This window comes from Nitratireductor aquimarinus, assembly GCF_017255295.1.
In the GTDB taxonomy this organism is placed as follows: Bacteria; Pseudomonadota; Alphaproteobacteria; order Rhizobiales; family Rhizobiaceae; genus Nitratireductor; species Nitratireductor aquimarinus.
In genome coordinates, this window is record NZ_JAFKDE010000003.1 from 177,361 (window position 1) to 199,856 (window position 22,496).

Sequence of the window (22,496 nt, forward strand, 5' to 3'; positions counted from 1 at the left end):
ATGAACGGACAGAATATCCGTATCCGCCTCAAGGCGTTTGATCATCGCGTTCTTGATGCCTCGACGCGGGAAATCGTGTCTACGGCTAAACGCACGGGCGCCAATGTGCGCGGCCCTGTGCCGCTGCCCACGCGCATCGAGAAGTTTACTGTTAACCGGTCTCCTCACATCGACAAGAAGAGCCGCGAACAGTTTGAGATGCGCACCCACAAGCGGCTGCTCGACATCGTCGATCCGACGCCGCAGACCGTCGATGCTCTGATGAAGCTCGACCTGGCTGCCGGCGTGGACGTCGAGATCAAGCTCTAGGGCGCAAGACAAAAAGTCTGGAACCTGCGCCACCGTCCGCAACTGCGGGAGAGGTGGCTGGGAACCCCGAAAGGAAATCGAACCGATGCGTTCAGGTGTTATCGCACAAAAGATCGGTATGACACGCGTCTACAACGAAGCGGGCGAACATGTGCCCGTGACGGTTCTGCGCATGGAGAACTGTCAGGTCGTTGCGCAGCGTACCGAGGAGAAGAACGGCTACACGGCGGTGCAGCTTGGCGTTGGACTGGCCAAGGTGAAAAACACGTCGAAGGCGCTTCGCGGTCATTTTGCGACCGCTTCCGTCGAGCCGAAGGCCAAAGTGGCCGAGTTCCGTGTGTCGCCCGACAATCTTCTTGATGTCGGCGCGGAGATCACGGTCGAGCATTTCGTCGCCGGCCAGAAGGTCGACGTGACGGGTACTTCGATCGGTAAGGGCTTCCAGGGTGTCATGAAGCGCCACAATTTTGGCGGCGGTCGTGCAACCCATGGTAACTCGGTCTCGCACCGTTCGCATGGTTCTACCGGTCAGCGTCAGGATCCTGGTAAGGTCTTCAAGGGTAAGAAGATGGCCGGCCACATGGGCGACCATCGCGTCACCACCCAGAACCTGGAAGTGGTCTCCACCGACACTGAGCGTGGCCTCATTCTGGTCCGCGGTGCCGTACCGGGCTCCAAGGGCGCCTGGATCATGGTCCGCGACGCCGTCAAGGCTCCGCTGCCCGACAACGTGCCGATGCCGGCTGCAATTCGCGCTGCCAAGGCTGAAGAAGCTGCCGCCAGCGAGGGGGCTGAATAATGGACATTAAAGTTACGACCCTTGCAGGCAAGGACGCTGGTAAGCTGAAGATCTCTGACGAGATCTTCGGTCTCGAGCCCCGCGAAGACATCCTGCACCGCGTCGTGCGCTGGCAGCTTGCAAAGAAGCAGCAGGGCACGCACCAGACCAAGGGGCGCTCGGAAATCGCGCGCACCGGTGCAAAGATGTACCGTCAGAAGGGTACGGGCCGCGCCCGTCACTCGTCTGCCCGTGTTCCGCAGTTCCGCGGCGGTGGTCGCGCTCATGGCCCGGTCGTTCGCGATCACAGCCATGACCTTCCCAAGAAGGTCCGCGCACTCGGCCTGAAGCTTGCCCTGTCGGCGAAGGCAAAGGGTTCCAGCCTCATCGTCATCGACGATCTGGCGCTCGAGGACGGCAAGACGAAGACGCTCGTTGAGAACTTCGCAAAGCTCGGCCTGAACAACGCCCTGCTTATCGGCGGCCCGGAAGTCGATGCCGGCTTCAAGCGTGCGGCTCAAAACATCGCCAACATCGACGTTCTGCCAGTGCAGGGCATCAATGTTTACGACATTCTGCGCCGCGGCACGCTGGTCCTTTCCAAGGCCGCCGTCGAGGCCCTTGAGGAGCGTTTCAAATGACGGAGCTTCGCCACTATGACGTGATCGTCAGCCCGGCGATCACCGAGAAATCGACCATGGCGTCGGAAAACAACCAGGTGGTCTTCAATGTGGACCGCTATGCGACGAAGCCTGAGATCAAGGCTGCAGTCGAGGCGCTCTTCGGCGTCAAGGTTACCGGTGTCAACACGCTTGTTCGCAAGGGCAAGGTGAAGCGTTTTCGCGGAACGATTGGCCGCCAGAGCGACGTGAAGAAAGCGATCGTCACGCTGGCCGAAGGTCATTCCATCGACATCGCGACTGGCCTCTAATCGGGCGGCGAGGAAGAGACAATGGCACTGAAGAAGTATAAACCGGTAACCCCAGGCCAGCGCCAGCTGGTCATCGTTGACCGCTCGGGCCTTCACAAGGGCAAGCCTGTCAAGGGCCTGACCGAAGGTCTGACGGGCAAGGGCGGCCGCAACAACACGGGTCGCATCACCGCTCGCTTTCAGGGTGGTGGTCACAAGCGCACCTACCGTCTGATCGACTTCAAGCGTCGCAAGCTTGACGTACCGGCCACGGTCGAGCGCATCGAGTACGACCCGAACCGCACCGCGTTCATCGCGCTGGTTCGTTACGAGGACGGCGAGCTGTCCTACATCCTGGCGCCGCAGCGTCTTGCAGCGGGCGATACCGTTATCGCCAGCAACAAGGCCGTCGACGTGAAGCCGGGCAATGCGATGCCGCTTGCTGCGATGCCGATCGGTACGATCGTGCACAACGTCGAGATGAAGCCCGAGAAGGGCGGTCAGATCGCACGTTCGGCTGGCGCATATGTTCAGCTCGTCGGTCGCGATCAGGGCATGGCAATCCTTCGCCTCAACTCTGGCGAACAGCGCCTTGTTTCGGGTCTTTGCTTCGCCACCGTTGGTGCAGTATCCAACCCGGATCACAGCAACATCAGCCTTGGTAAGGCTGGCCGCAAGCGTTGGATGGGCAAGCGCCCGCACAACCGCGGTGTTGTCATGAACCCGGTCGACCACCCGCACGGTGGTGGTGAAGGCCGCACCTCCGGTGGTCGTCATCCGGTGTCGCCCTGGGGTAAACCCACCAAGGGCATGAAGACCCGGTCGAACAAGTCGACCGACAAATTCATCATGCGCTCGCGCCATCAGCGCAAGAGCTAAGGAAAGGTAGCGGCAAGTGTCCCGTTCAGTCTGGAAAGGCCCCTTCGTCGACGGCTATCTCCTGAAGAAGGCCGAGAAGGTGCGCGATAGCGGCCGTAACGAGGTTATCAAGATGTGGAGCCGTCGCTCCACTATCCTGCCCCAGTTTGTTGGGCTGACCTTCGGTGTTTACAACGGCCAGAAGCACATCCCCGTTTCCGTCTCCGAGGAGATGGTCGGTCACAAGTTTGGTGAATTTGCTCCGACCCGCACCTATTACGGCCATGGGGCGGACAAGAAGGCAAAGAGGAAATAACAATGGGCAAGGCCAAAGCGCCGCGCAGGCTTGCTGACAATGAGGCCCGTGCCGTATTGCGCACGATCCGCGTCAGCCCGCAGAAGCTGAACCTCGTTGCTGCGTTGATCCGCGGCAAGAAGGTGGGCACTGCTCTCGCTGATCTGGAGTTCTCGCGCAAGCGGATCGCCGGTACCGTCAAGAAGACGCTGGAATCGGCGATCGCAAACGCGGAAAACAATCACGACCTGGACGTGGATGCGCTGGTCGTGGCCGAAGCCCATGTCGGCAAGTCGATCGTCATGAAGCGGTTCCATGCACGTGGCCGTGGCCGCGCCAGCCGCATCGAGAAGCCCTTCTCGCACCTGACCATCGTCGTGCGCGAAGTGGAAGAGAAAGTGGAGGCCGCCTGATGGGTCACAAAATCAATCCGATCGGGTTCCGTCTCGGTATCAACCGCACGTGGGATTCCCGCTGGTACGCCAATGATGGCGAGTATGGCGATCTGCTGCACGAGGATTTCAAGATCCGCGACTATATCGAGAAGGAGCTGAAGCAGGCTGCCATCTCCAAGGTCGTGATCGAGCGTCCGCACAAGAAGTGCCGCGTCACCATCCACTCGGCTCGTCCTGGTCTGATCATCGGCAAGAAGGGCGCCGACATTGAGAAGCTGCGCCGCAAAGTCTCGCAGATGACCAATGCGGAAACGCACCTCAACATCGTCGAAGTCCGCAAGCCGGAGATCGACGCTGCGCTGATCGCTCAGTCGATTGCACAGCAGCTTGAGCGTCGTGTTGCTTTCCGTCGCGCCATGAAGCGTGCCGTTCAGTCGGCGATGCGTCTCGGCGCAGAGGGCATCCGAATCAACTGCGCGGGTCGTCTTGGCGGTGCGGAAATCGCCCGTATGGAATGGTACCGTGAGGGTCGCGTTCCGCTGCACACGCTGCGCGCTGATATCGATTACGGCACGGCCGAGGCAAAGACCGCTTACGGCATCTGTGGCGTAAAGGTTTGGGTGTTCAAGGGCGAGATCCTCGAGCACGATCCGATGGCTTCCGAGCGCCGCGCCACCGAGGGCGACCAGGGCGGCAGCAGCAACCGGCGTCGCGAGAACGCTTAGGAATTTTGGAGTAGAGAACGATGCTGCAACCAAAGCGCACAAAGTTCCGCAAGCAGTTCAAGGGCCGTATTCACGGCGCAGCCAAGGGCGGCACGGAACTCAACTTTGGATCCTTCGGTCTGAAGGCTCTTGAACCGGAGCGCGTTACGGCGCGTCAGATCGAAGCGGCCCGCCGCGCGATCACCCGCTACATGAAGCGTCAGGGCCGTGTGTGGATCCGTATCTTCCCGGACCTTCCGGTCACCTCGAAGCCGACCGAAGTCCGCATGGGTAAAGGTAAGGGCTCTGTTGATTATTGGGCGTGCCGTGTTAAGCCCGGCCGCGTGATGTTCGAGATCGACGGTGTTGGCCCGGATATCGCTCGTGAAGCTCTCCGTCTCGGTGCTGCCAAGCTGCCGGTCAAGACGCGCTTCGTGCAGCGTATTGCAGAGTAGGAAAGGCGGACGCGATGAAGTCTGTTGATGTCAGGGCGATGACGCCGGACCAGCTCAACGACGAGCTTGTCAAACTGAAGAAAGAGCAGTTCAACCTCCGCTTCCAGAAAGCGACCGGACAGCTCGAAAAAACCGCACGCGTTAAAGAAATCCGTAGGGATATTGCGCGCATTAAGACAATCGCAGCCGAGAAGTCGGCTGCTAGCAAGGCCTGAGGACAGCGAACATGCCAAAGCGCGTTTTGCAGGGCACCGTGGTGAGCGACAAGAACGACAAGACTGTAGTCGTCCGCGTCGAGCGTCGCTTTACCCATCCGATGATGAAAAAGACGGTGCGTATGTCCAAGAAATACAAGGCACACGACGAAGAGAACGCGTGCAAGGTCGGTGATCTGGTGACCATCCAGGAGACCGCGCCGATTTCTAAGGACAAGAACTGGGTCGTCCTTAAAGACGCCCAGGCGTAAAAAAAGATTGAAATTGCCGGAAAGCGGGTTATCTGAACCGCTTTCCATTGAACGAGAAGGCGGCCAGTCATGATTCAGATGCAAACAAACCTCGATGTGGCGGACAATTCCGGCGCCCGTCGTGTCATGTGCATCAAGGTGCTTGGCGGTTCGAAGCGGAAATATGCCTCCGTGGGCGACATCATTGTCGTCTCCGTGAAAGAGGCAATCCCGCGCGGCCGCGTCAAGAAGGGCGACGTGATGAAGGCGGTTGTTGTGCGCACGGCGAAAGACATTCGCCGCGCTGACGGCAGCGTCATCCGTTTCGACAAGAACGCAGCAGTTCTGGTCGACAACAAGAAAGAGCCCGTCGGTACGCGCATCTTCGGGCCGGTTCCGCGCGAGCTTCGCGCCAAGAACCATATGAAAATCATTTCGCTCGCGCCGGAAGTGCTCTAGGAGGCCGGGGATATGCAGAAGATTAAAAAAGGCGACAACGTCGTCGTTCTGGCCGGCAAGGACAAGGGCCGTACCGGCGAAGTGATGAAGGTGATGCCGAAGGAAGACAAGGCGCTCGTGCGCGGTGTCAACCAGGTTCGCCGCCATCAGAAGCAGTCCGCTCAGGCAGAGGGCGGCATCATTACCAAGGAAGCGCCGATTCATCTTTCGAATCTCGCGCTGGCCGATCCGAAGGATGGCAAGCCGACCCGCGTTGGCTTCAAGGTCCAGGAAGACGGCAAGAAGGTGCGCGTGGCAAAGCGCTCTGGAGAATTGATCGATGGCTAATGCTCAGTACCAGCCGCGCTGGAAGACGAAGTATGACGAGGTGATCCGCAAGGAGCTCCTCGAGACCTTCAAGTACGACAACGAGATGCAGGTGCCGCGCATCGAGAAGATCGTCATCAACATGGGTGTTGGTGAAGCGACGGGCGATTCCAAGAAGCCGGCTTCGGCTGCTGCGGATCTCGCCAAGATCGCCGGTCAGAAGCCGGTCATCACGCACGCTTCCAAGTCGATCGCCGGCTTCAAGGTGCGTGAAGGCATGCCGCTGGGCACCAAGGTCACGCTCCGCAAGGACCGCATGTATGAGTTTCTGGACCGTCTCGTGACGATCGCGCTGCCGCGCGTCCGCGACTTTCGCGGTCTGAACCCGAAAAGCTTTGACGGCCGTGGCAACTTCGCCATGGGCCTCAAGGAGCACATCGTGTTCCCCGAGATCAACTACGATCAGGTCGATCAGATTTGGGGAATGGACATCATCGTCTGTACGACTGCTAAGACCGACGACGAAGCGCGGGCCTTGCTCAAGGCCTTCAACTTCCCGTTCCGGCAGTAACGGCAGGCGAGAAGAAGGACAACTTAAATGGCAAAAGTCAGCGCAGTCGAAAAGAACAAGCGTCGGCGCAAGATGGTCGACCGTTACGCTGCAAAGCGTGCAGGTCTCAAGGCGATCATCATGGATCAGTCCAAGCCGATCGAGGAGCGCTTCCAGGCGCAGCTCAAGCTTGCTGCTCTCCCGCGCAACTCGTCCAAGACGCGTATCCGCAACCGTTGCGATGTGACCGGTCGTCCGCGTGCGTATTACCGCAAGCTGAAGATGTCGCGTGTCGCGCTGCGTGAACTGGGCAACAACGGGCTCATCCCGGGCCTGGTCAAGTCGAGCTGGTAAGGGGTAAGAACGATGTCCGTGAATGATCCGCTCGGCGATATGCTGACCCGCATCCGCAACGCCATCGGCCGTAACAAGCCGAAGGTGTCGACGCCGGCCTCCCGTCTTCGCGCCCGTGTGCTCGATGTTCTGAAGTCCGAAGGCTATATCCGTGATTATAGCCAGATCGACTACGATAACGGCAAGTCCGAGATCGAAATCGAGCTGAAATACGCAGAGGGCGGTTCCGTGATCCGCGAAATCGCGCGTGTTTCGAAGCCGGGCCGTCGCGTTTACGTGTCGGTGAAATCCATCCCGCAGGTCGCCAATGGGCTTGGCATCGCCATCCTTTCGACGCCGAAGGGCGTGATGGCCGATCACGAAGCTCGCGAGCAGAATGTGGGCGGCGAGGTGCTCTGCCAGATCTTCTGATCCGGCAGATAGCACACACAAAGAACGAGGGCAGACAAATGTCTCGCATTGGCAAAAAGCCGGTCCCGGTGCCGCAGGGTGTCACCGCGCAAGTCGAGGGCCAGACCGTTACGGCCAAGGGTCCGAAGGGCGAACTGAAATTCGTCGTCAACGACGAAGTTCTGGTGAAGCTCGAAAACGACGCTGTCACCGTCGACCCGCGCGACCAGTCCAAGGACGCGCGCTCCAAATGGGGTATGTCGCGCACGCAGATCTCGAACATCCTCAGCGGTGTGAAGGACGGCTTCGAAAAGCGTCTCGAGATCAACGGCGTTGGTTATCGTGCCGCAATGCAGGGTAAAAACCTGCAGCTTTCGCTTGGCTACAGCCACGAAGTGATTTACGAGGCTCCGGAAGGAATCACGATCACCGTGCCGAAGCCGACCGAAATCGTCATCGCCGGCATTGATAAGCAGGTGGTTGGCCAGGTTGCGGCCGAGATTCGCAAGAAGCGTGGCCCCGAGCCGTACAAGGGCAAGGGCGTCAAGTATGCGGACGAGACGATCGTTCGCAAAGAAGGCAAGAAGAAGTAGGAACTCGAAACATGGTCTCGAAAGTCTCCGTCAAGCGGCGTGCGGGACGTGTTCGCCGGAAGATCAAGGCAGTCTCCAACGGCCAGCCCCGTCTTTCGGTTTACCGTTCCTCGAAGAACATCTATGTCCAGGTTATCGACGACGCCAAGGGCCACACGCTCGCGGCCGCATCGACCCTCGACAAGGATCTCAAGGGTCAGCTCAAGACCGGCGCGGATTCCTCGGCTGCTGCAGCCGTTGGCAAGCTGGTCGCAGAGCGCGCCAAGAAGGCTGGAGTTGAGGAAGTGGTCTTCGACCGCGGTCCTTACCTCTTCCACGGCCGCGTCAAGGCACTCGCCGACGCAGCCCGCGAAGGCGGCCTGAAGTTCTAAACCGTTCGGGCGTTCCTCTGGAGCGCCCGGATTATCATTTGAAAACCCGTGCTTCCGGAAAAGAACAAGGAAAAGGGCAATGGCACAAGGACGTAGGGACGATCGCCGCGAGCGTGAAGAACGCGACAGCGAATTCGTCGACAAGCTTGTACATATCAATCGCGTCGCCAAGGTGGTGAAGGGCGGCCGTCGTTTCGGTTTCGCCGCACTCGTCGTGGTCGGCGATCAGAAGGGCCGCGTTGGCTTCGGTCATGGCAAGGCGCGCGAAGTGCCGGAAGCCATCCGCAAGGCAACCGAGAGCGCCAAGCGCGACATGGTTTTCGTTCCGCTGCGTGGCGGTCGTACGCTTCACCATGACGTCGCAGGCCGCCACGGTGCTGGCCGCGTGTTCCTGCGCGCTGCAAAGCCCGGTACCGGCATCATCGCCGGCGGCCCCATGCGCGCTGTCTTCGAGACGCTCGGCGTTCAGGACGTTGTTGCCAAGTCGCTCGGCTCCTCGAACCCGTACAACATGGTTCGCGCCACCTTCGATGCCCTGAAGCATCAGCTGCATCCCAAGGACGTTGCTGCACAGCGCGGCATCAAATATTCCACGCTCCAGGCGCGCCGCGGCGCTGCTGCTGGCGGCGAGGAATAAGGATCAAAGGCTGATCGGCCCGCAGTTTTGCGGGCTCTGATCGCCCAGGTTTGCAAGGATTGATGAAGATGGCAGAGAAGAAGAAGGGCAAGACGGTCACTGTTGAACAGATCGGCAGCCCGATTCGTCGCCCGGCCAGCCAGCGCCAGACGCTGATCGGCCTCGGTTTGAACAAGATGCACAAGCGCTCCACGCTCGAGGACACCCCGTCCGTTCGTGGCATGATCGCAGCCGTGCAGCATCTCGTCCGCGTTGTGGACGAGGCCTGAGGATCCCAGGAGAGACATGATGAAACTCAACGAACTCAGGGACAACGAAGGCGCCACCAAGTCGCGCAAGCGCGTCGGCCGTGGTATCGGTTCCGGCTCCGGCAAGACCGGTGGTCGCGGTGTGAAGGGTCAGAAATCGCGTTCGGGCGTTTCGATCAACGGTTTCGAGGGTGGCCAGATGCCGCTCTACCGTCGTCTTCCCAAGCGCGGCTTTAAAAACCTGTTCGGCAAGGACTTCAATGAAGTTTCCCTCGGCCGCATCCAGGCAGCCATCGACGCGAAGAAGCTCGACGAGAAGGCCGTCATCGACGTTGCCGCACTCATCGCAGCCGGCGTTGTTCGTCGCGCAAAGGACGGTGTTCGCGTTCTCGCCGACGGTGAGCTGAAGGCGAAGATTTCGCTCGACGTGGCTGGCGCTTCCAAGGCGGCTCTCGAGAAAATCGAGAAGGCCGGCGGAACGGTCAAGCTGCCCGAGGCAGCGGCGAAAGCCGAATAATCCGAATGACAGGCGGCGGGCGACAGTCCGCCGCTTGCATCTATGCGTCCAAAAACCTATTTCGGTTTTCGGCAACACGCGCCCGAATCGCATATTCAATCTGCGGGCTCGTGACGAAGCGGAGAATTCTTCATGGCATCGGCAGCGGAACAGCTTGCGTCTAATCTCAATTTCGCGGCCTTCGCAAAGGCCGAGGACCTCAAGAAACGCATCTGGTTTACGCTTGGCGCGTTGCTGGTCTACCGCCTCGGCACCTACATTCCCATGCCGGGCATCAACCCGGAAGCATTTGCGCAGGCATTCCAGCAGCAGTCTGGCGGCGTTTTGGGCATGTTCAACATGTTCGCCGGCGGTGCTGTTGAGCGTATGGCCATTTTTGCGCTTGGCATCATGCCTTACATTTCCGCCTCCATCATCATGCAGCTCATGACGTCCGTTGTGCCGTCATTGGAGCAGCTGAAGAAGGAAGGCGAGCAGGGCCGCAAGGTCATCAACCAGTACACGCGCTACGGAACGGTGATTCTGGCGACGGTTCAGGCTTACGGCATTGCCGTTGGTCTTGAAGGCGGCGCGAACATCGTGACCGACCCGGGCTGGTTCTTCAAGATTTCCGCCGTCATCACGCTTGTGGGCGGCACCATGTTCCTGATGTGGCTCGGTGAGCAGATCACGGCGCGCGGCATCGGCAACGGCATTTCGCTGATCATTTTCGCGGGCATCGTTGCAGGTCTGCCGTCCGCCATCGGTGGTACGCTTGAGCTCGGCCGCACCGGCGCTCTGTCCACCGGCCTGATCCTCGGCATCATCGTTCTCGTGGTTGCCGTGATCGGTGTGATCGTGTTCTTCGAGCGTGCCCAGCGCCGCCTCCTGATCCAGTATCCGAAGCGTCAGGTCGGCAACCGCATGTTCCAGGGCGACACGTCGCACCTGCCGCTCAAGCTGAACACGGCCGGTGTCATTCCGCCGATCTTCGCTTCGTCGCTGCTGCTTCTGCCGGCAACGGTTGCGGGTTTCTCGGACACCACGCAGCTTCCGGGCTGGGCGTCCACCATGCTTGCGTCGCTCGGCCACGGCCAGCCGCTCTTCATGGTCCTTTATGCTGCGCTGATCGGTTTCTTCGCCTTCTTCTACACGGCGATCGTCTTCAACCCGAAGGAAACCGCTGACCAGCTGAAGAAGCATTCCGGCTTCATTCCCGGCTACCGTCCGGGCGAGCGTACCGCTGAGTACATTGACTACGTGCTGACCCGCATTACGGTCGTTGGCGCTATCTATCTTGTCTTGATCTGTCTTCTGCCTGAGTTCCTTATTTCGGCGACTGGCGTTCCTTTCTACCTTGGCGGCACGTCGCTGCTGATCGTGGTGAGCGTGACGCTCGATACGGTTGCGCAGATGCAAGGCCACCTGATCGCCCATCAGTACGAAGGGCTGATCAAGAAATCCAAGTTGCGTGGGGGTAAGAGGGGACGATGAGGCTTATACTTCTTGGACCGCCGGGAGCGGGGAAGGGCACGCAGGCCCAGCGGCTGGTCGAGAAGCACGGTGTTCCGCAGCTCTCCACTGGTGATATGCTGCGGGCCGCGGTTGCTGCTGGCACCGATGTCGGCAAACGCGCCAAGGCTGTGATGGATGCCGGCGAGCTCGTCTCCGACCAGATCGTGAATGCGATCGTCGCCGAGCGCATCGACCAGGCTGATTGCGCCAACGGTTTCATCCTTGATGGATACCCGCGCACGCTTGCCCAGGCCGATGCCGTCGAGGCAATGCTCGCCGAGCGCGACCTGAAGCTTGATGCGACCATCGAACTGGTGGTTGACGATACGGCCCTCGTGGGGCGCATCGAAAAGCGCGCGCAGGATGCGATTGCCGCAGGCCAGACGCCGCGCAAGGACGACAACGCCGCGGTGTTCGACGAGCGCCTGCGTGAGTACTACAAGAAGACCGCCGCTCTCATCGGCTACTACCATGCGAAGGGCGCTCTGCGCCGCGTCGATGGTATGAAGAGCATTGATGAAGTGACGGCAGATATCGAGCAGATCCTCGCATCGCTCTGATCAGGGAGTTTCCAGGCTGGTGCGGTGCCGCTTGACTAACGAGCGGTTATCGATTAATGCCAGCCGGTTCCCTGATCGAACGTAACGTTGGTCGGGCCTTCTGGCTCGGCCTCGTTGTTCTTAGGAACAATTCATTCCCGCAAGGGCCGGCCTCCACCGGACGCGGGCAAACGCAGCGCCGGATCATCCGGCTCAAATGGAGAAGAAGATGGCCCGTATTGCTGGCGTCAATATTCCGACCAACAAGCGCGTTGTGATCGCGCTTCAGTATATCCACGGCATTGGTCCCAAGACCGCTGCGGATATCGTCAAGCTCGTCAACATTCCGCTCGAGCGTCGCGTCAACGAACTCACGGACGCTGAGGTTCTCGCGATCCGTGAAACGATCGACCGTGACCTCCGCGTTGAAGGCGATCTGCGTCGCGAAGTTTCTATGAACATCAAGCGTCTGATGGACCTGGGCTGCTACCGCGGTCTGCGTCACCGTCGTTCGCTTCCGGTCCGCGGTCAGCGCACGCACACCAATGCGCGCACCCGCAAGGGCCCTGCCAAGGCGATTGCCGGCAAGAAGAAGTAATTTGGGTTGGCCGCGCTTCTCCGGAGCGCGGCTTTTCTCAGGTGGAGCCGCTGGTGCTACGGCGGTGTAGAGATCGACTGAAAGGAAGAGTATGGCCAAGGAAGCCGCACGCGTTCGTCGTCGCGAACGTAAGAACATTTCGTCGGGTGTTGCTCACGTCAATTCGAGCTTCAACAACACGATGATCACCATCACTGACGCACAGGGCAACGCGATTGCCTGGTCGTCTGCAGGCGCGCAGGGCTTCAAGGGCTCGCGTAAGTCCACGCCCTTCGCTGCACAGGTTGCTGCCGAAGATTGCGCCCGCAAGGCTGCCGAGCACGGCATGCGCACGCTCGAGGTTGAGGTTTCCGGTCCGGGTTCGGGTCGTGAGTCCGCTCTTCGCGCGCTGCAGGCTGCAGGCTTCACCATCACCTCGATCCGTGATGTGACGCCGATCCCGCACAATGGCTGCCGTCCGCGCAAGAAGCGCCGCGTCTAACCAGAGTTTTTGCCGTAAGAGCGCCTTGCGCGCTCCTCTGCGGTTTCCAGGACGCCCGTCACGAATGGATGGTGGCGGGGTAACGGAAGGAACCCGGAATGATCCAGAAGAACTGGCAAGAACTTATCAAGCCGAACAAGGTCGAGTTTTCGTCCAAGGGTCGCACGATCACCACGCTGGTGGCCGAGCCTCTTGAGCGTGGCTTCGGTCTGACCCTCGGCAATGCGCTGCGTCGCGTTCTGCTGTCGTCGCTGCGCGGCGCGGCTGTGACTGCTGTGCAGATCGATGGCGTGCTGCACGAATTCTCGTCGATCCCCGGCGTGCGTGAAGATGTGACGGACATTGTCCTGAACATCAAGGAAATCGCACTGTCCATGGAAGGCGAAGGCCCCAAGCGCATGGTTGTGCGCAAACAGGGTCCGGGCGCCGTAACGGCTGGCGACATCCAGACCGTGGGCGATGTGGAAGTTCTCAACCCCGATCACGTGCTCTGCACGCTGGACGAGGGCGCGGAAATCCGCATGGAGTTCACCGTCGACAACGGCAAGGGCTATGTCCCGGCTGACCGCAACCGTGCAGAAGATGCGCCGATCGGACTCATCCCGGTCGATAGCCTCTACTCGCCGGTCAAGAAGGTCTCTTACAAGGTTGAGAACACCCGCGAGGGCCAGGTTCTCGACTATGACAAGCTGACCATGACCATCGAGACCAACGGTTCGGTGACGGGCGAGGACGCAGTGGCTTTTGCTGCTCGCATCCTGCAGGACCAGCTGGCGCTGTTCGTCAACTTCGAAGAGCCGCAGAAGGAGCAGCCCGCCGAACAGGTGGCCGAGCTCGCTTTCAACCCGGCGCTTCTCAAGAAGGTGGACGAGCTGGAGCTTTCGGTTCGCTCTGCAAACTGCCTGAAGAACGACAACATCGTGTATATCGGCGACCTGATCCAGAAGACGGAAGCCGAGATGCTGCGTACGCCGAACTTCGGCCGCAAGTCGCTCAACGAAATCAAGGAAGTGCTGGCCTCGATGGGGCTCCACCTCGGCATGGAAGTCGAGGATTGGCCGCCGGAAAACATCGAAGAACTCGCCAAGCGTTACGAAGACCAATACTAGGCCCGTAGAGCCCGCCAAGTTCGGGCGACGGGGATTGAAGGAGAAAGGCCATGCGTCACGGAAAATCCGGCCGCAAGCTGAACAGGACGGCAAGCCACCGCAAGGCGCTCTTTGCCAACATGGCGGCTTCGCTGATCGAACACGAACAGATCGTCACCACTCTGCCGAAGGCGAAGGAACTTCGCCCGATCGTGGAAAAGCTGGTGACGCTCGGCAAGCGCGGCGACCTGCACGCCCGTCGTCAGGCCATTTCGGCCATCCGCGACGAAGCGCTGGTCCGTCGTCTGTTCGACACGCTCGCTCCGCGTTATGCAGAGCGCAACGGCGGCTACACCCGCATCATGAAGGCCGGGTTCCGCCACGGCGACAATGCGCCGATGGCTGTCATTGAGTTCGTCGACCGCGACCTCGAGGCGAAGGGCGCAGCAGATCGCGCACGTCTCGAAGCCGAGGGTGGCAACGAAGAGGCCGAAGCCGCATAATATTGCGCGCCTTGAGCACACATAAAAAAGGGGCTTCGCGGCCCCTTTTTTGTTGCGCGAAAATGGCGGCGCTGACCCGGCGACGCCTTTCAAAATGCACAATCCTCTGGAACAAGGATGCGCGACCGGTATCTCTTCCGGTTTCACTTCCCGGGGCGTTTTGCAGTCGGCTGGAGACAGTCGAGATGGCATAGATGCCCGAATCCATTGGATATCGACTGGAGCTGCGTCTCCGCCAGGCGCTGAACCGGTCCAGAATTGATCGAGGCCAGGCATATGCGGATGCGTTCTGATTTTCTAAGGGTCGTTGCTCTCGTTGTAGCGGTGGGCGTAATCACCACCGGGGCAGCGCTTGCCCAGGAAAGCGGGGGCGGGACCCTGCGCGGATTTCTTTCCGGGCTTTTGAAGAGTGACGCTGATGCGCCGGCTGAGCTTCAGGCCCCGGTTTCCGACGGCGCTGAGCGGCGCGTGCCATTCGGACGCGAGGACATCCAGCTTTCCTTTGCGCCGCTTGTGCGCGAAACATCGCCTGCCGTGGTGAATGTCTACGCCTCGTCGACCGTGCAGGTCCGTTCGCCGTTCATGGGTGACCCGTTCTTCGAACAGTTTTTCGGCCGGCCGCAAATGCCGCCGCGCGTACGCTCATCACTGGGCTCCGGCGTTCTGGTTGACCCGAGCGGCGTGATCGTGACGAACAATCACGTCATCAGCGATGCGGATGAGGTGAAGGTTGCGCTTGCCGATGGCCGCGAATTTGAGAGCGAGATTCTCCTGAAGGACAAGGCCCTCGACCTGGCGGTGCTCAAAATTCAGGACGATGAGGCGTTTCCGGCCGTTCGGCTTGGCGATTCCGACGCACTTGAGGTCGGTGATCTGGTTCTGGCCATTGGCAATCCCTTCGGTGTGGGCCAGACGACCACGAGCGGCATCGTTTCAGCCCTTGCACGCAGCCATGTGGGCGTGTCGGATTTCGGTTTCTTCATTCAGACCGATGCCGCCATCAATCCGGGCAATTCCGGTGGTGCGCTGATCGACATGCGCGGACAGGTAATCGGCATCAACACGGCCATCGTCAGTCGCAGTGGCGGTTCCATCGGCATCGGTTTCGCCATTCCGGCCAATATGGTGCGCGCGGTGGTGAATGCTGCGCTTGATGGTGCGGAGACGTTTGAGCGTCCCTTCTTTGGCGCATCCTTCGATCCCGTTACCGCCCAGATTGCCGAAGCGCTCGGCATGGACCGTCCTGTCGGAGCGCTGGTGCGTGAAATCGCGCCGGAGAGCCCGGCGGTCAAGGCAGGTCTGCGTCCCGGCGATGTGGTGGTGGCCATGGATGATGCGGATATCCAGCATCCCGATGCGCTTGAATACCGGCTGGTCACGCATCCACTGGAGGACGAAGGCGTTATCCGCATCCTGCGTGACGGCAACACACAGGAACTGAAATTCCGTCTGGAGCGCCTGTCGGATGGCGGCGAACCACAGACCCTTCAGCTCGATGGGCAGGGGCCGTTCGCCGGCGCATCCATCGCAACGCTTTCGCCACGGCTTGCCCAGCGCCTGAAACTGCCGCTCAACAAGAAGGGTGTCGTGATCCTTGATGTGGAGCGCCGTTCGCCTGCCGGCAGTGTGGGCCTGCGCCCCGGCGATATCATTCGCGAGGTGAATGGGATAGAGATCGAGGATGCTGACACCATGCAGGTGGTGGCGCGAGACACTGGCCGTCGCTGGGCCTTTGCCATCGAACGCGATGGACGCATACTGCGCCAGAGACTGCGTTTCTGACGCCCGAAACCCTGGCAGTTTCCTGTCTGGGACCGCGCCACTGGAAATGCCACTTGGAAACGAATGACCGATGAGTGACCTTTTCGCCAAGACCGACGATGCCCAGCCGGCCATGAACCGGCCATTGGCGGATCGCCTGCGGCCGATGAAGCTGGACGAAGTCGTCGGGCAGGAGCATCTGACCGGACCGGACGGCATTCTGACCCGCATGATTGCGAGCCGGTCGCTCGGTTCGTTGATCTTCTGGGGGCCGCCCGGCACGGGCAAGACCACGGTCGCGCGGCTTCTCGCGGGGGAAACGGATCTCGCGTTTGAGCAGATTTCGGCGATCTTTTCCGGTGTGGCGGATCTCAAAAAGGTGTTTGAGGCCGCCAGGCTGCGGCGCAGCCAGGGGCGGCAGACGCTGCTCTTCGTCGACGAGATCCATCGCTTCAACCGTTCGCAGCAGGATTCCTTTCTGCCGGTCATGGAAGACGGGACCGTGGTTCTGGTTGGCGCAACAACCGAAAACCCGTCCTTCGAACTCAACGCCGCTCTTTTATCGCGGTCGCGCGTCCTGAACTTCAACACGCTTGATGCGGAAAGCCTGATGCGGCTTCTGGAGCGGGCGGAAGCGCTTGAAGGCAAGGCGCTGCCGCTGGACGAGGAAGCGCGGGCCGTGCTCGTGCGCATGGCCGATGGTGACGGCCGCGCCTCGCTGACCCTGGCCGAAGAGGTCTGGCGCGCGGCGCGCGAAGGCGAGGTGTTTGACGCCGAAGGTCTTCAGCGCGTGGCGCAACGGCGTGCACCGGTCTACGACAAGGGACAGGACGGGCATTACAATCTGATCTCGGCGCTGCACAAATCGGTGCGCGGTTCCGACCCCGACGCCGCGCTCTATTATCTTTGCCGCATGTTCGATGCCGGTGAGCATCCGCTCTACATCGGCCGCCGGCTCGTCCGCATGGCGGTAGAGGATATCGGGCTTGCCGATCCGCAGGCGCTGGGCATCGCCACCGCCGCCAAGGACGCCTATGAATATCTGGGGTCTCCCGAAGGCGAACTGGCGCTTGCGCAGGCCTGTGTTTATCTGGCGACCGCGCCGAAATCCAACGGCGTCTATACCGCGTTCAAACAGGCATTTGCCGACGCCAAGGCGAACGGTTCTCTTTTGCCGCCCAAACACATTCTCAACGCGCCGACCAAGCTGATGAAGGAAAGCGGTTATGGCAAAGGTTATGCCTATGACCATGACGCGCCGGATGCGTTTTCGGGCCAGAACTACTTCCCCGAGGAGATGGGGCGCCGGCGCTACTACGACCCGCCAGAGCGCGGCTTTGAGCGCGAAATCCGCAAGCGGCTCGACTACTGGGCGCGATTGCGCAGGGAGCGCGGTGAACCGTAATGCGCGCAGTTGTTGATTTTTGCGCAGCTTCTGCGAAAAGAGCGCCATGAGTCATTTGCTGATCGTCGCCATCGGCGGTGCCGTCGGGGCCAGCCTTCGACATCTTACGGGGCTTGCCGCCATGCGCCTTCTGGGGTTGGGCTTTCCCTGGGGAACGCTGACGGTGAACCTGGTCGGGTCTTTCGTCATGGGTGCATTCATCGAATGGCTGGCGCGGCGAACGGGTGCGTCTCCCGAGCTGCGGCTTTTCATGGCGACGGGGCTGCTTGGCGGGTTCACCACCTTCTCGGCCTTCTCGCTCGATGTCGCGGTTCTGTGGGAACGCGGCGAAGGGCTGGTTGCGGCGTCTTATGTGCTCGTCAGTGTTTGCGGCGCGATTGCCGCGCTTTTCGCCGGCCTGTGGCTGGTTCGGCATTTCGCCTGAGGCGATGTTTTTACATCTCGCCCGGGGCGGTGTTTTCAATGGATAGGTGAAATGGCTGGCGTTCAGCAGATCGAAGTGGACAAGGAAGAGAACGGAATGCGGCTGGACCGTTGGTTCAAGGCGCATTTTCCGGGGCTCGGATTCGGGCATTTGCAGAAGCTCCTGCGCTCCGGCCAGATCCGGGTGAGCGGCAGCCGCGCCAAAGCCGATACGCGGCTTGAGCCGGGGCAGGTGGTGCGCGTGCCGCCGCTGGAAGTGGACCGCAAGGGCGGCGGACAGACCACCGCACACAGCCTGCGCAACACTGGCGACGCTGAAGCGCTGATGCAGATGCTGCTTTATGAAGACCCGAAGGTCTATGTCTTCAACAAGCCGGCCGGCCTTGCCGTGCAGGGTGGCTCCGGTGTGAACCGGCACGTCGACGGCATGCTGGAAGCGCTGCGCAACAAGAAGGGCGAGAAGCCCCGGCTGGTGCATCGTCTGGACCGCGACACTTCCGGTGTTCTTGTGGTTGCGCGCACGCGCCAGGCTGCCATGCGGCTTGCCGAGGCGTTTCGCGCGCGCGACACCAAGAAAACCTATTGGGCGCTTGTGAAGGGCGTTCCGAACCGGGATGAGGCGCGCATTTCCACCTGGCTCGCCAAAGAGCAGACTCCGGATGGCGACCGCATGCGGGTGGTCAAGCATGGCGAACCCGATTCCGACCATGCGGTTTCCAACTACCGGGTCATCGAAACCGCCGGCAGTGCGCTCTCGTGGCTCGAGATGGAACCCTATACCGGCCGCACCCACCAGCTGCGCGTGCATGCCGCCCATATCGGCTGCCCGATCATCGGTGATCCGAAATATTTCGAGGCCGATCAGAACTGGGAGTTCCCGGGCGGCATTCAGAAGCGTCTGCACCTGCATGCCCGGCGCATCATCATTCCCAATCCGGGTGGCGGCAAGATCGATGTGACGGCGCCGCTGCCGCCACACATGCGTCAGAGCTGGAACCTTCTGGGCTTTGACGAAGCCTCCGCCGAAGATTGATGGCGGTGTTGAATCGCGCACCCTTTGCGTCGTTTCACTCGCCAAATTGCCAACACTCACTATATGAACAGCCATGCGTGACCTTCTGAACGACCTCGAAGATGGAAAGACGCCAGCCGAGCTGGACCCGATCCGGCGTGCGCAAAGCACAATGAAGAAGCCGCTGCCCAAGCGCTTCTACAAGGATGTGGCGGTTGCCGCACAGGAAGAGGGCGGTTTTGCCGTGCAGCTCGACGGCAAGAGCGTACGCACGCCGAGCGCCAACACCGTTCTGCTGCCGAACGAAGCGACGGCGCTTCTGGTGGCGCGCGAATATGAAGCGCAGGGCGATGAGATCGATCCGGCCACCATGCCGGTGACCCGGCTGGTGAACACCGCCATCGACGGTGTCGCGGCTCACGCGCAGACTGTTCTCGAAGATGTTCTGCGCTATGTGACCGGCGATCTTGTCTGCTACCGCGCGCCGTCTCCTGAACGTCTCGTCGAGTTGCAGGCGCAGGCCTGGGACCCGGTTCTGGACTGGGCGCAGCAGCATATGGGCGCGCATTTCGTTCTGGCCGAAGGCGTGATCCATGTGGAGCAGCCGCGTGAAGCGATTGCCGCCGTCAGCGCTTATATGCGCCAGAAGAACGAGCCGTTCCGCCTTGCCGCTCTCCACGTGATGACGACGCTTATGGGATCGGCTCTTCTGTCGCTTGCCGTCGAGGCGCGGGAGCTCACGCCGGATGAGGCCTGGTCGGCGGCGCATGTGGATGAGGACTGGAACATCGGCCTGTGGGGCGAGGATTCAGAAGCCACACTGCGGCGCTCCGCGCGTCAGCGCGACATGATGGGCGCTGCAACGCTCCTGCGTGCGCTGGACGACTGACGGCGTATTTCCGGGCGGCATCAGCCCATCAAGCAGTGAGAAACTCCACCGCTCTGCCGGAAGGCAGGGCGGTTTCGCATTTGTGTGCGGGTTTTAAAGGCGTTGGGCTGACAAGTGGAAGCCGCTTTTCGATTGAGAACACGGCTGCTCCTGTGTTCGTCGGAGCGCGGTCATTTCGTGTTGACAGTGCGGTGCGTGGTTCGACAGGCTCACCATGAGGAAGGGCATTGGCGGTCAAACCTGCGGTAATGCCTTTGATCAGGATTCACTGCCGGGCGCGACTTCCCTCATGGTGAGCCTGTCGGACCACGCACCGGGTCTATGCAGCAGGGCGTTGCGCCCCGCTGTGTCAGAATGGACGCGCGGCTATCTAGCTTCCGCCAAACATCTTGTAGAGCACGGCGGAGATCTCGCTTTCGAGCGGGAATGACAGCATGCCCATCACCGAATAGCCGAGCAGCCACGGCATGAGATAGAAGCGGATCATGAAAAAGAACCAAGCCACATAGATCGGCACCAGCGGTTCCAGCAGAAAACGGGGCGTGATGGGGCGAAAGAATTTCAGGATCGGGTTCGTCGCACGGACGAAAAAGCGCATGAAGAAGAAACTGGAATCTTCCGGCAGGAAAATGCTCATGGCGGCGCGGCCGATCAGCGTCCACATGACGACGCCGAGAATGTAATCCAGCGCCAGCACCCAGATCGGGAATGCGGCCATCGTTTCCTGTATGGCGACCGTTTCCTGCATGCAGTATCTCCCCCGCGTGATTCAGGGGCGGGAGAACCCGCCCCTGACTTCGAAACCCTAGAGCATCGGATCGAAAAGTGGAATCCGGTTTTCGGCTGTTCCGGTGTTCGATCAATTGTTTAGATCGCCGTGCGTTCGAATGGATGCACGGCGATCTGGCACTGTTCAGTGCTGGTCGGAAAGAATGGACGGGCCTGTCGGCACGCGGGTTTCTTCCACCATGCGCTGGATTTCCTCATCCGGAGCCGGTGTCAGCAGGGTGACCACCACCATGGAGACCAGGCTCACCGCCATGCCCACAATGCCGAAGCGCAGATGGTCGAGACCGAACCATGGCGTTCCGCCGGTGTAGACATAGTAGAGGTAGAGCGTGCCGGCGGTGAAGCCGGCGGCCATGCCGGCGACTGCGCCTGCGCGGTTTGCCCGTTTCCACCACACTCCCAGACAGAGCGGGAAGAAGAGGCCGGATGCCGCGAAGCAGAACGCCCACGCGACTGCACCGAGAATGCCGGTGAGCTGCAGCGATGCGATCAGGGCCGCCAGTGCGCCGATGCCCAGAAGCAGGATGCGGGCGACGACGAGTCGGACGGCAGTGTCTGCCTTCGGGTCGATCATCTTGTAGTAGAGATCGTGGCTGAGTGCGTTTGCGATGGCCAGCAGAAGGCCGTCGGCAGTCGACATGGCTGCCGCCATGCCGCCAGCGGCGACCAGGCCGGAAATCACATAGGGAAGACCCGCGATTTCAGGCGTTGCCAGCACCACGATGTCCGGCCGCATGAAGAACTCGTTCAGCTGCAGGATACCGTCGCCATTCTGGTCGGCGATGGCCAGGAAGCCCACGCTTGCCCAGTTCTGAATCCACGCGAGCGAGGCTACTTCTTCAAACGGCTTGCCGATGATTGCCGTCGGCAGGCTGGGATCGAGAAGCTGCAGCTTCGTCAGCGTGGCGAGAGCCGGCGCCGTGAAGTACAGCAGGAAGATGAAGAGCAGCGACCAGGCGACCGATTTACGCGCAGCGCGCACGGTCGGCGTGGTGAAGTAGCGCATCAGGATATGGGGCAGGGATGCCGTGCCGCACATCATGACGAGTGCGAGCGTGATGAACCTCCACTCCGCGTAATCGCCCACCGGGCCGGTATGTGGGGTGGTGAGCACCGAGAGACCCGGAATGGCCTCGGCTGGCGGGTTGAGCCCAAACTGCGCTTCGAGTTGCGCCATGGTGGAGGCTGCATCGCCATAGGTGAAGTGCGGGATCAGGCCAAAACCCTGCACGTTGGACATCCAGATCACCGGCACCAGATAGGCGACGATGAGAACGATGTACTGTGCGACCTGCGTCCATGTCACGGCGCGCATGCCGCCGAGCATCGAGCATAAGAGAATGCCCAGAAGGCCGAACCAGACACCCCAGGAGAACGGAATGTGAAGTGCGCGGGCGGCGATGGTGCCGGTGGCGTTGATCTGCGCCGTCACATAGGTAAAGGACGCGACCACAAGCACGATCACGGCGCACAGACGGGCAAGATTGCCGCCATAGCGCGTGCCGATGAAGTCTGGAACCGTGTAGCAGCCGAACTTGCGCAGATAGGGCGCCATCAGCGAGTTGACGAGCACGTAACCGCCGGTCCAGCCGACGATGAAGGCCATGTAGCCATAACCGCCGAAATAGACACCGCCGGCCAGAGCCACGAAAGATGCGCCCGACATCCAGTCGGCCGCCGTCGCCATGCCGTTATAGACGGCAGGAACCTGTCGGCCGGCGACATAGTAGGCGTCGACCTCCATTGTGCGCGATAACCAGCCAATGAGGGCATAGATGCCGATGGTGAAGGCCACGAACAGAATGCCGATCGTGTCGGCGCCCACGCCGAATTGCTCCAACAGCGCCATCAAGAGGATGAATGCTAGAAAACCGCCGGTGTAGAGCGTGTACACCCGGCCGATATTATCAATGAACCGTCCCTGTAATAAGGCCATGCCG

Annotated in this window: 34 protein-coding genes; 32 read left to right on the forward strand and 2 right to left on the reverse strand. The window is 60.7% G+C overall.

The features are described from left to right. The 32 genes from rpsJ to JYP46_RS05650 all read left to right on the forward strand — a co-directional run bounded on the left by rpsJ (window position 1) and on the right by JYP46_RS05650 (window position 19,767). Window positions 1–309, forward strand: a complete 309-nt coding sequence (rpsJ, locus tag JYP46_RS05495; RefSeq protein ID WP_007009511.1) for a 30S ribosomal protein S10 — start codon at window positions 1–3, stop codon at window positions 307–309. Between the two features lie 85 nt (window positions 310–394). Then, window positions 395–1,108, forward strand: a complete 714-nt coding sequence (gene rplC / locus JYP46_RS05500) for a 50S ribosomal protein L3 (RefSeq protein WP_113155289.1) — start codon at window positions 395–397, stop codon at window positions 1,106–1,108. Continuing rightward, the gene (gene rplD / locus JYP46_RS05505; RefSeq protein ID WP_206545228.1) at window positions 1,108–1,728 is read left to right on the forward strand and encodes a 50S ribosomal protein L4; all 621 of its coding nucleotides are present in this window, start codon (window positions 1,108–1,110) and stop codon (window positions 1,726–1,728) included. Before rplC ends, rplD begins: the two co-directional genes overlap by 1 nt. Continuing rightward, a complete protein-coding gene (locus tag JYP46_RS05510) occupies window positions 1,725–2,018 on the forward strand; it encodes a 50S ribosomal protein L23 (RefSeq protein WP_113155287.1) in 294 nt (97 codons plus the stop codon). The genes rplD and JYP46_RS05510 overlap by 4 nt, the downstream gene beginning before the upstream one ends. A 21-nt stretch (window positions 2,019–2,039) precedes the next feature. After that, window positions 2,040–2,876, forward strand: a complete 837-nt coding sequence (gene rplB / locus JYP46_RS05515) for a 50S ribosomal protein L2 (protein ID WP_113155286.1) — start codon at window positions 2,040–2,042, stop codon at window positions 2,874–2,876. 16 nt (window positions 2,877–2,892) lie between these two features. Then, complete coding sequence (gene rpsS, locus JYP46_RS05520; protein WP_009452531.1) at window positions 2,893–3,171, forward strand: 30S ribosomal protein S19; 279 nt, start codon at window positions 2,893–2,895, stop codon at window positions 3,169–3,171. Between the two features lie 2 nt (window positions 3,172–3,173). Continuing rightward, window positions 3,174–3,563 (forward strand): 50S ribosomal protein L22, encoded by a 390-nt coding sequence (gene rplV / locus JYP46_RS05525; protein WP_113155285.1) that lies wholly within the window; start codon window positions 3,174–3,176, stop codon window positions 3,561–3,563. Then, window positions 3,563–4,270 (forward strand): 30S ribosomal protein S3, encoded by a 708-nt coding sequence (rpsC, locus tag JYP46_RS05530; RefSeq protein WP_113155284.1) that lies wholly within the window; start codon window positions 3,563–3,565, stop codon window positions 4,268–4,270. Before rplV ends, rpsC begins: the two co-directional genes overlap by 1 nt. A gap of 20 nt (window positions 4,271–4,290) precedes the next feature. Continuing rightward, window positions 4,291–4,704 (forward strand): 50S ribosomal protein L16, encoded by a 414-nt coding sequence (rplP, locus tag JYP46_RS05535; RefSeq protein ID WP_113155283.1) that lies wholly within the window; start codon window positions 4,291–4,293, stop codon window positions 4,702–4,704. A gap of 14 nt (window positions 4,705–4,718) precedes the next feature. Then, the gene (gene rpmC, locus JYP46_RS05540; RefSeq protein ID WP_113155282.1) at window positions 4,719–4,919 is read left to right on the forward strand and encodes a 50S ribosomal protein L29; all 201 of its coding nucleotides are present in this window, start codon (window positions 4,719–4,721) and stop codon (window positions 4,917–4,919) included. 11 nt (window positions 4,920–4,930) lie between these two features. Further along, window positions 4,931–5,170, forward strand: a complete 240-nt coding sequence (rpsQ, locus tag JYP46_RS05545; RefSeq protein ID WP_113155281.1) for a 30S ribosomal protein S17 — start codon at window positions 4,931–4,933, stop codon at window positions 5,168–5,170. Window positions 5,171–5,239: 69 nt separating this feature from the next. Beyond that, window positions 5,240–5,608 carry a 50S ribosomal protein L14 gene (gene rplN / locus JYP46_RS05550; protein WP_007009523.1) on the forward strand — a complete coding sequence of 123 codons (369 nt, stop codon included), beginning with the start codon at window positions 5,240–5,242 and terminating at the stop codon, window positions 5,606–5,608. Window positions 5,609–5,620: 12 nt separating this feature from the next. Then, complete coding sequence (rplX, locus tag JYP46_RS05555; protein WP_113155280.1) at window positions 5,621–5,935, forward strand: 50S ribosomal protein L24; 315 nt, start codon at window positions 5,621–5,623, stop codon at window positions 5,933–5,935. Next, window positions 5,928–6,485: a 50S ribosomal protein L5 gene (gene rplE, locus JYP46_RS05560; RefSeq protein WP_113155279.1), complete on the forward strand. Its 558-nt coding sequence runs from the start codon at window positions 5,928–5,930 to the stop codon at window positions 6,483–6,485. The genes rplX and rplE overlap by 8 nt, the downstream gene beginning before the upstream one ends. Before the next feature lie 27 nt (window positions 6,486–6,512). After that, the gene (gene rpsN / locus JYP46_RS05565) at window positions 6,513–6,818 is read left to right on the forward strand and encodes a 30S ribosomal protein S14 (protein ID WP_113155278.1); all 306 of its coding nucleotides are present in this window, start codon (window positions 6,513–6,515) and stop codon (window positions 6,816–6,818) included. 12 nt (window positions 6,819–6,830) lie between these two features. Further along, a complete protein-coding gene (gene rpsH / locus JYP46_RS05570; RefSeq protein ID WP_025030949.1) occupies window positions 6,831–7,229 on the forward strand; it encodes a 30S ribosomal protein S8 in 399 nt (132 codons plus the stop codon). 38 nt (window positions 7,230–7,267) lie between these two features. Beyond that, window positions 7,268–7,801 carry a 50S ribosomal protein L6 gene (gene rplF, locus JYP46_RS05575; protein ID WP_113155277.1) on the forward strand — a complete coding sequence of 178 codons (534 nt, stop codon included), beginning with the start codon at window positions 7,268–7,270 and terminating at the stop codon, window positions 7,799–7,801. An 11-nt stretch (window positions 7,802–7,812) separates the two neighbouring features. Then, a complete protein-coding gene (gene rplR / locus JYP46_RS05580) occupies window positions 7,813–8,172 on the forward strand; it encodes a 50S ribosomal protein L18 (RefSeq protein WP_113155276.1) in 360 nt (119 codons plus the stop codon). A gap of 79 nt (window positions 8,173–8,251) precedes the next feature. Further along, window positions 8,252–8,809, forward strand: coding sequence for a 30S ribosomal protein S5 (gene rpsE / locus JYP46_RS05585; RefSeq protein ID WP_113155275.1), 558 nt, complete (start codon window positions 8,252–8,254; stop codon window positions 8,807–8,809). Window positions 8,810–8,877: 68 nt separating this feature from the next. Beyond that, complete coding sequence (rpmD, locus tag JYP46_RS05590) at window positions 8,878–9,078, forward strand: 50S ribosomal protein L30 (protein WP_113156314.1); 201 nt, start codon at window positions 8,878–8,880, stop codon at window positions 9,076–9,078. Between the two features lie 19 nt (window positions 9,079–9,097). Next, window positions 9,098–9,574 carry a 50S ribosomal protein L15 gene (gene rplO, locus JYP46_RS05595; protein WP_206545498.1) on the forward strand — a complete coding sequence of 159 codons (477 nt, stop codon included), beginning with the start codon at window positions 9,098–9,100 and terminating at the stop codon, window positions 9,572–9,574. Between the two features lie 132 nt (window positions 9,575–9,706). Then, window positions 9,707–11,047 carry a preprotein translocase subunit SecY gene (gene secY, locus JYP46_RS05600; protein WP_113155274.1) on the forward strand — a complete coding sequence of 447 codons (1,341 nt, stop codon included), beginning with the start codon at window positions 9,707–9,709 and terminating at the stop codon, window positions 11,045–11,047. Next, window positions 11,044–11,628: an adenylate kinase gene (locus JYP46_RS05605; protein ID WP_113155273.1), complete on the forward strand. Its 585-nt coding sequence runs from the start codon at window positions 11,044–11,046 to the stop codon at window positions 11,626–11,628. The genes secY and JYP46_RS05605 overlap by 4 nt, the downstream gene beginning before the upstream one ends. Window positions 11,629–11,836: 208 nt before the next feature. Beyond that, window positions 11,837–12,205, forward strand: coding sequence for a 30S ribosomal protein S13 (gene rpsM, locus JYP46_RS05610; protein ID WP_113156312.1), 369 nt, complete (start codon window positions 11,837–11,839; stop codon window positions 12,203–12,205). 91 nt (window positions 12,206–12,296) lie between these two features. Beyond that, window positions 12,297–12,686 carry a 30S ribosomal protein S11 gene (gene rpsK, locus JYP46_RS05615; RefSeq protein ID WP_007009537.1) on the forward strand — a complete coding sequence of 130 codons (390 nt, stop codon included), beginning with the start codon at window positions 12,297–12,299 and terminating at the stop codon, window positions 12,684–12,686. A 98-nt stretch (window positions 12,687–12,784) separates the two neighbouring features. Further along, on the forward strand, window positions 12,785–13,795 hold the full coding sequence (locus JYP46_RS05620) for a DNA-directed RNA polymerase subunit alpha (RefSeq protein ID WP_113155272.1): 1,011 nt from the start codon (window positions 12,785–12,787) through the stop codon (window positions 13,793–13,795). A gap of 50 nt (window positions 13,796–13,845) precedes the next feature. Further along, window positions 13,846–14,277, forward strand: a complete 432-nt coding sequence (gene rplQ / locus JYP46_RS05625) for a 50S ribosomal protein L17 (protein WP_206545229.1) — start codon at window positions 13,846–13,848, stop codon at window positions 14,275–14,277. Between the two features lie 276 nt (window positions 14,278–14,553). Continuing rightward, window positions 14,554–16,059 (forward strand): DegQ family serine endoprotease, encoded by a 1,506-nt coding sequence (locus JYP46_RS05630; RefSeq protein WP_244974846.1) that lies wholly within the window; start codon window positions 14,554–14,556, stop codon window positions 16,057–16,059. Between the two features lie 70 nt (window positions 16,060–16,129). Beyond that, entirely contained in the window at window positions 16,130–17,443 is a 1,314-nt protein-coding gene (locus JYP46_RS05635; RefSeq protein ID WP_206545231.1) for a replication-associated recombination protein A, read from the forward strand. 46 nt (window positions 17,444–17,489) lie between these two features. After that, the gene (gene crcB / locus JYP46_RS05640; RefSeq protein WP_113156310.1) at window positions 17,490–17,867 is read left to right on the forward strand and encodes a fluoride efflux transporter CrcB; all 378 of its coding nucleotides are present in this window, start codon (window positions 17,490–17,492) and stop codon (window positions 17,865–17,867) included. Between the two features lie 51 nt (window positions 17,868–17,918). Beyond that, window positions 17,919–18,899 carry an RluA family pseudouridine synthase gene (locus JYP46_RS05645; RefSeq protein ID WP_206547514.1) on the forward strand — a complete coding sequence of 327 codons (981 nt, stop codon included), beginning with the start codon at window positions 17,919–17,921 and terminating at the stop codon, window positions 18,897–18,899. Between the two features lie 73 nt (window positions 18,900–18,972). After that, window positions 18,973–19,767, forward strand: coding sequence for an ATP12 family chaperone protein (locus JYP46_RS05650; protein WP_206547515.1), 795 nt, complete (start codon window positions 18,973–18,975; stop codon window positions 19,765–19,767). Between the two features lie 370 nt (window positions 19,768–20,137). On the opposite strand, the gene JYP46_RS05655 is transcribed toward JYP46_RS05650, so the two are convergent. Together JYP46_RS05655 and JYP46_RS05660 are read right to left on the reverse strand one after the other, a co-directional pair. Continuing rightward, on the reverse strand, window positions 20,138–20,515 hold the full coding sequence (locus JYP46_RS05655; protein WP_210343937.1) for a YggT family protein: 378 nt from the start codon (window positions 20,513–20,515) through the stop codon (window positions 20,138–20,140). 165 nt (window positions 20,516–20,680) lie between these two features. Continuing rightward, window positions 20,681–22,492, reverse strand: a complete 1,812-nt coding sequence (locus JYP46_RS05660) for a sodium:solute symporter family protein (protein ID WP_113155267.1) — start codon at window positions 22,490–22,492, stop codon at window positions 20,681–20,683. Between the last annotated feature and the right edge of the window lie 4 nt (window positions 22,493–22,496).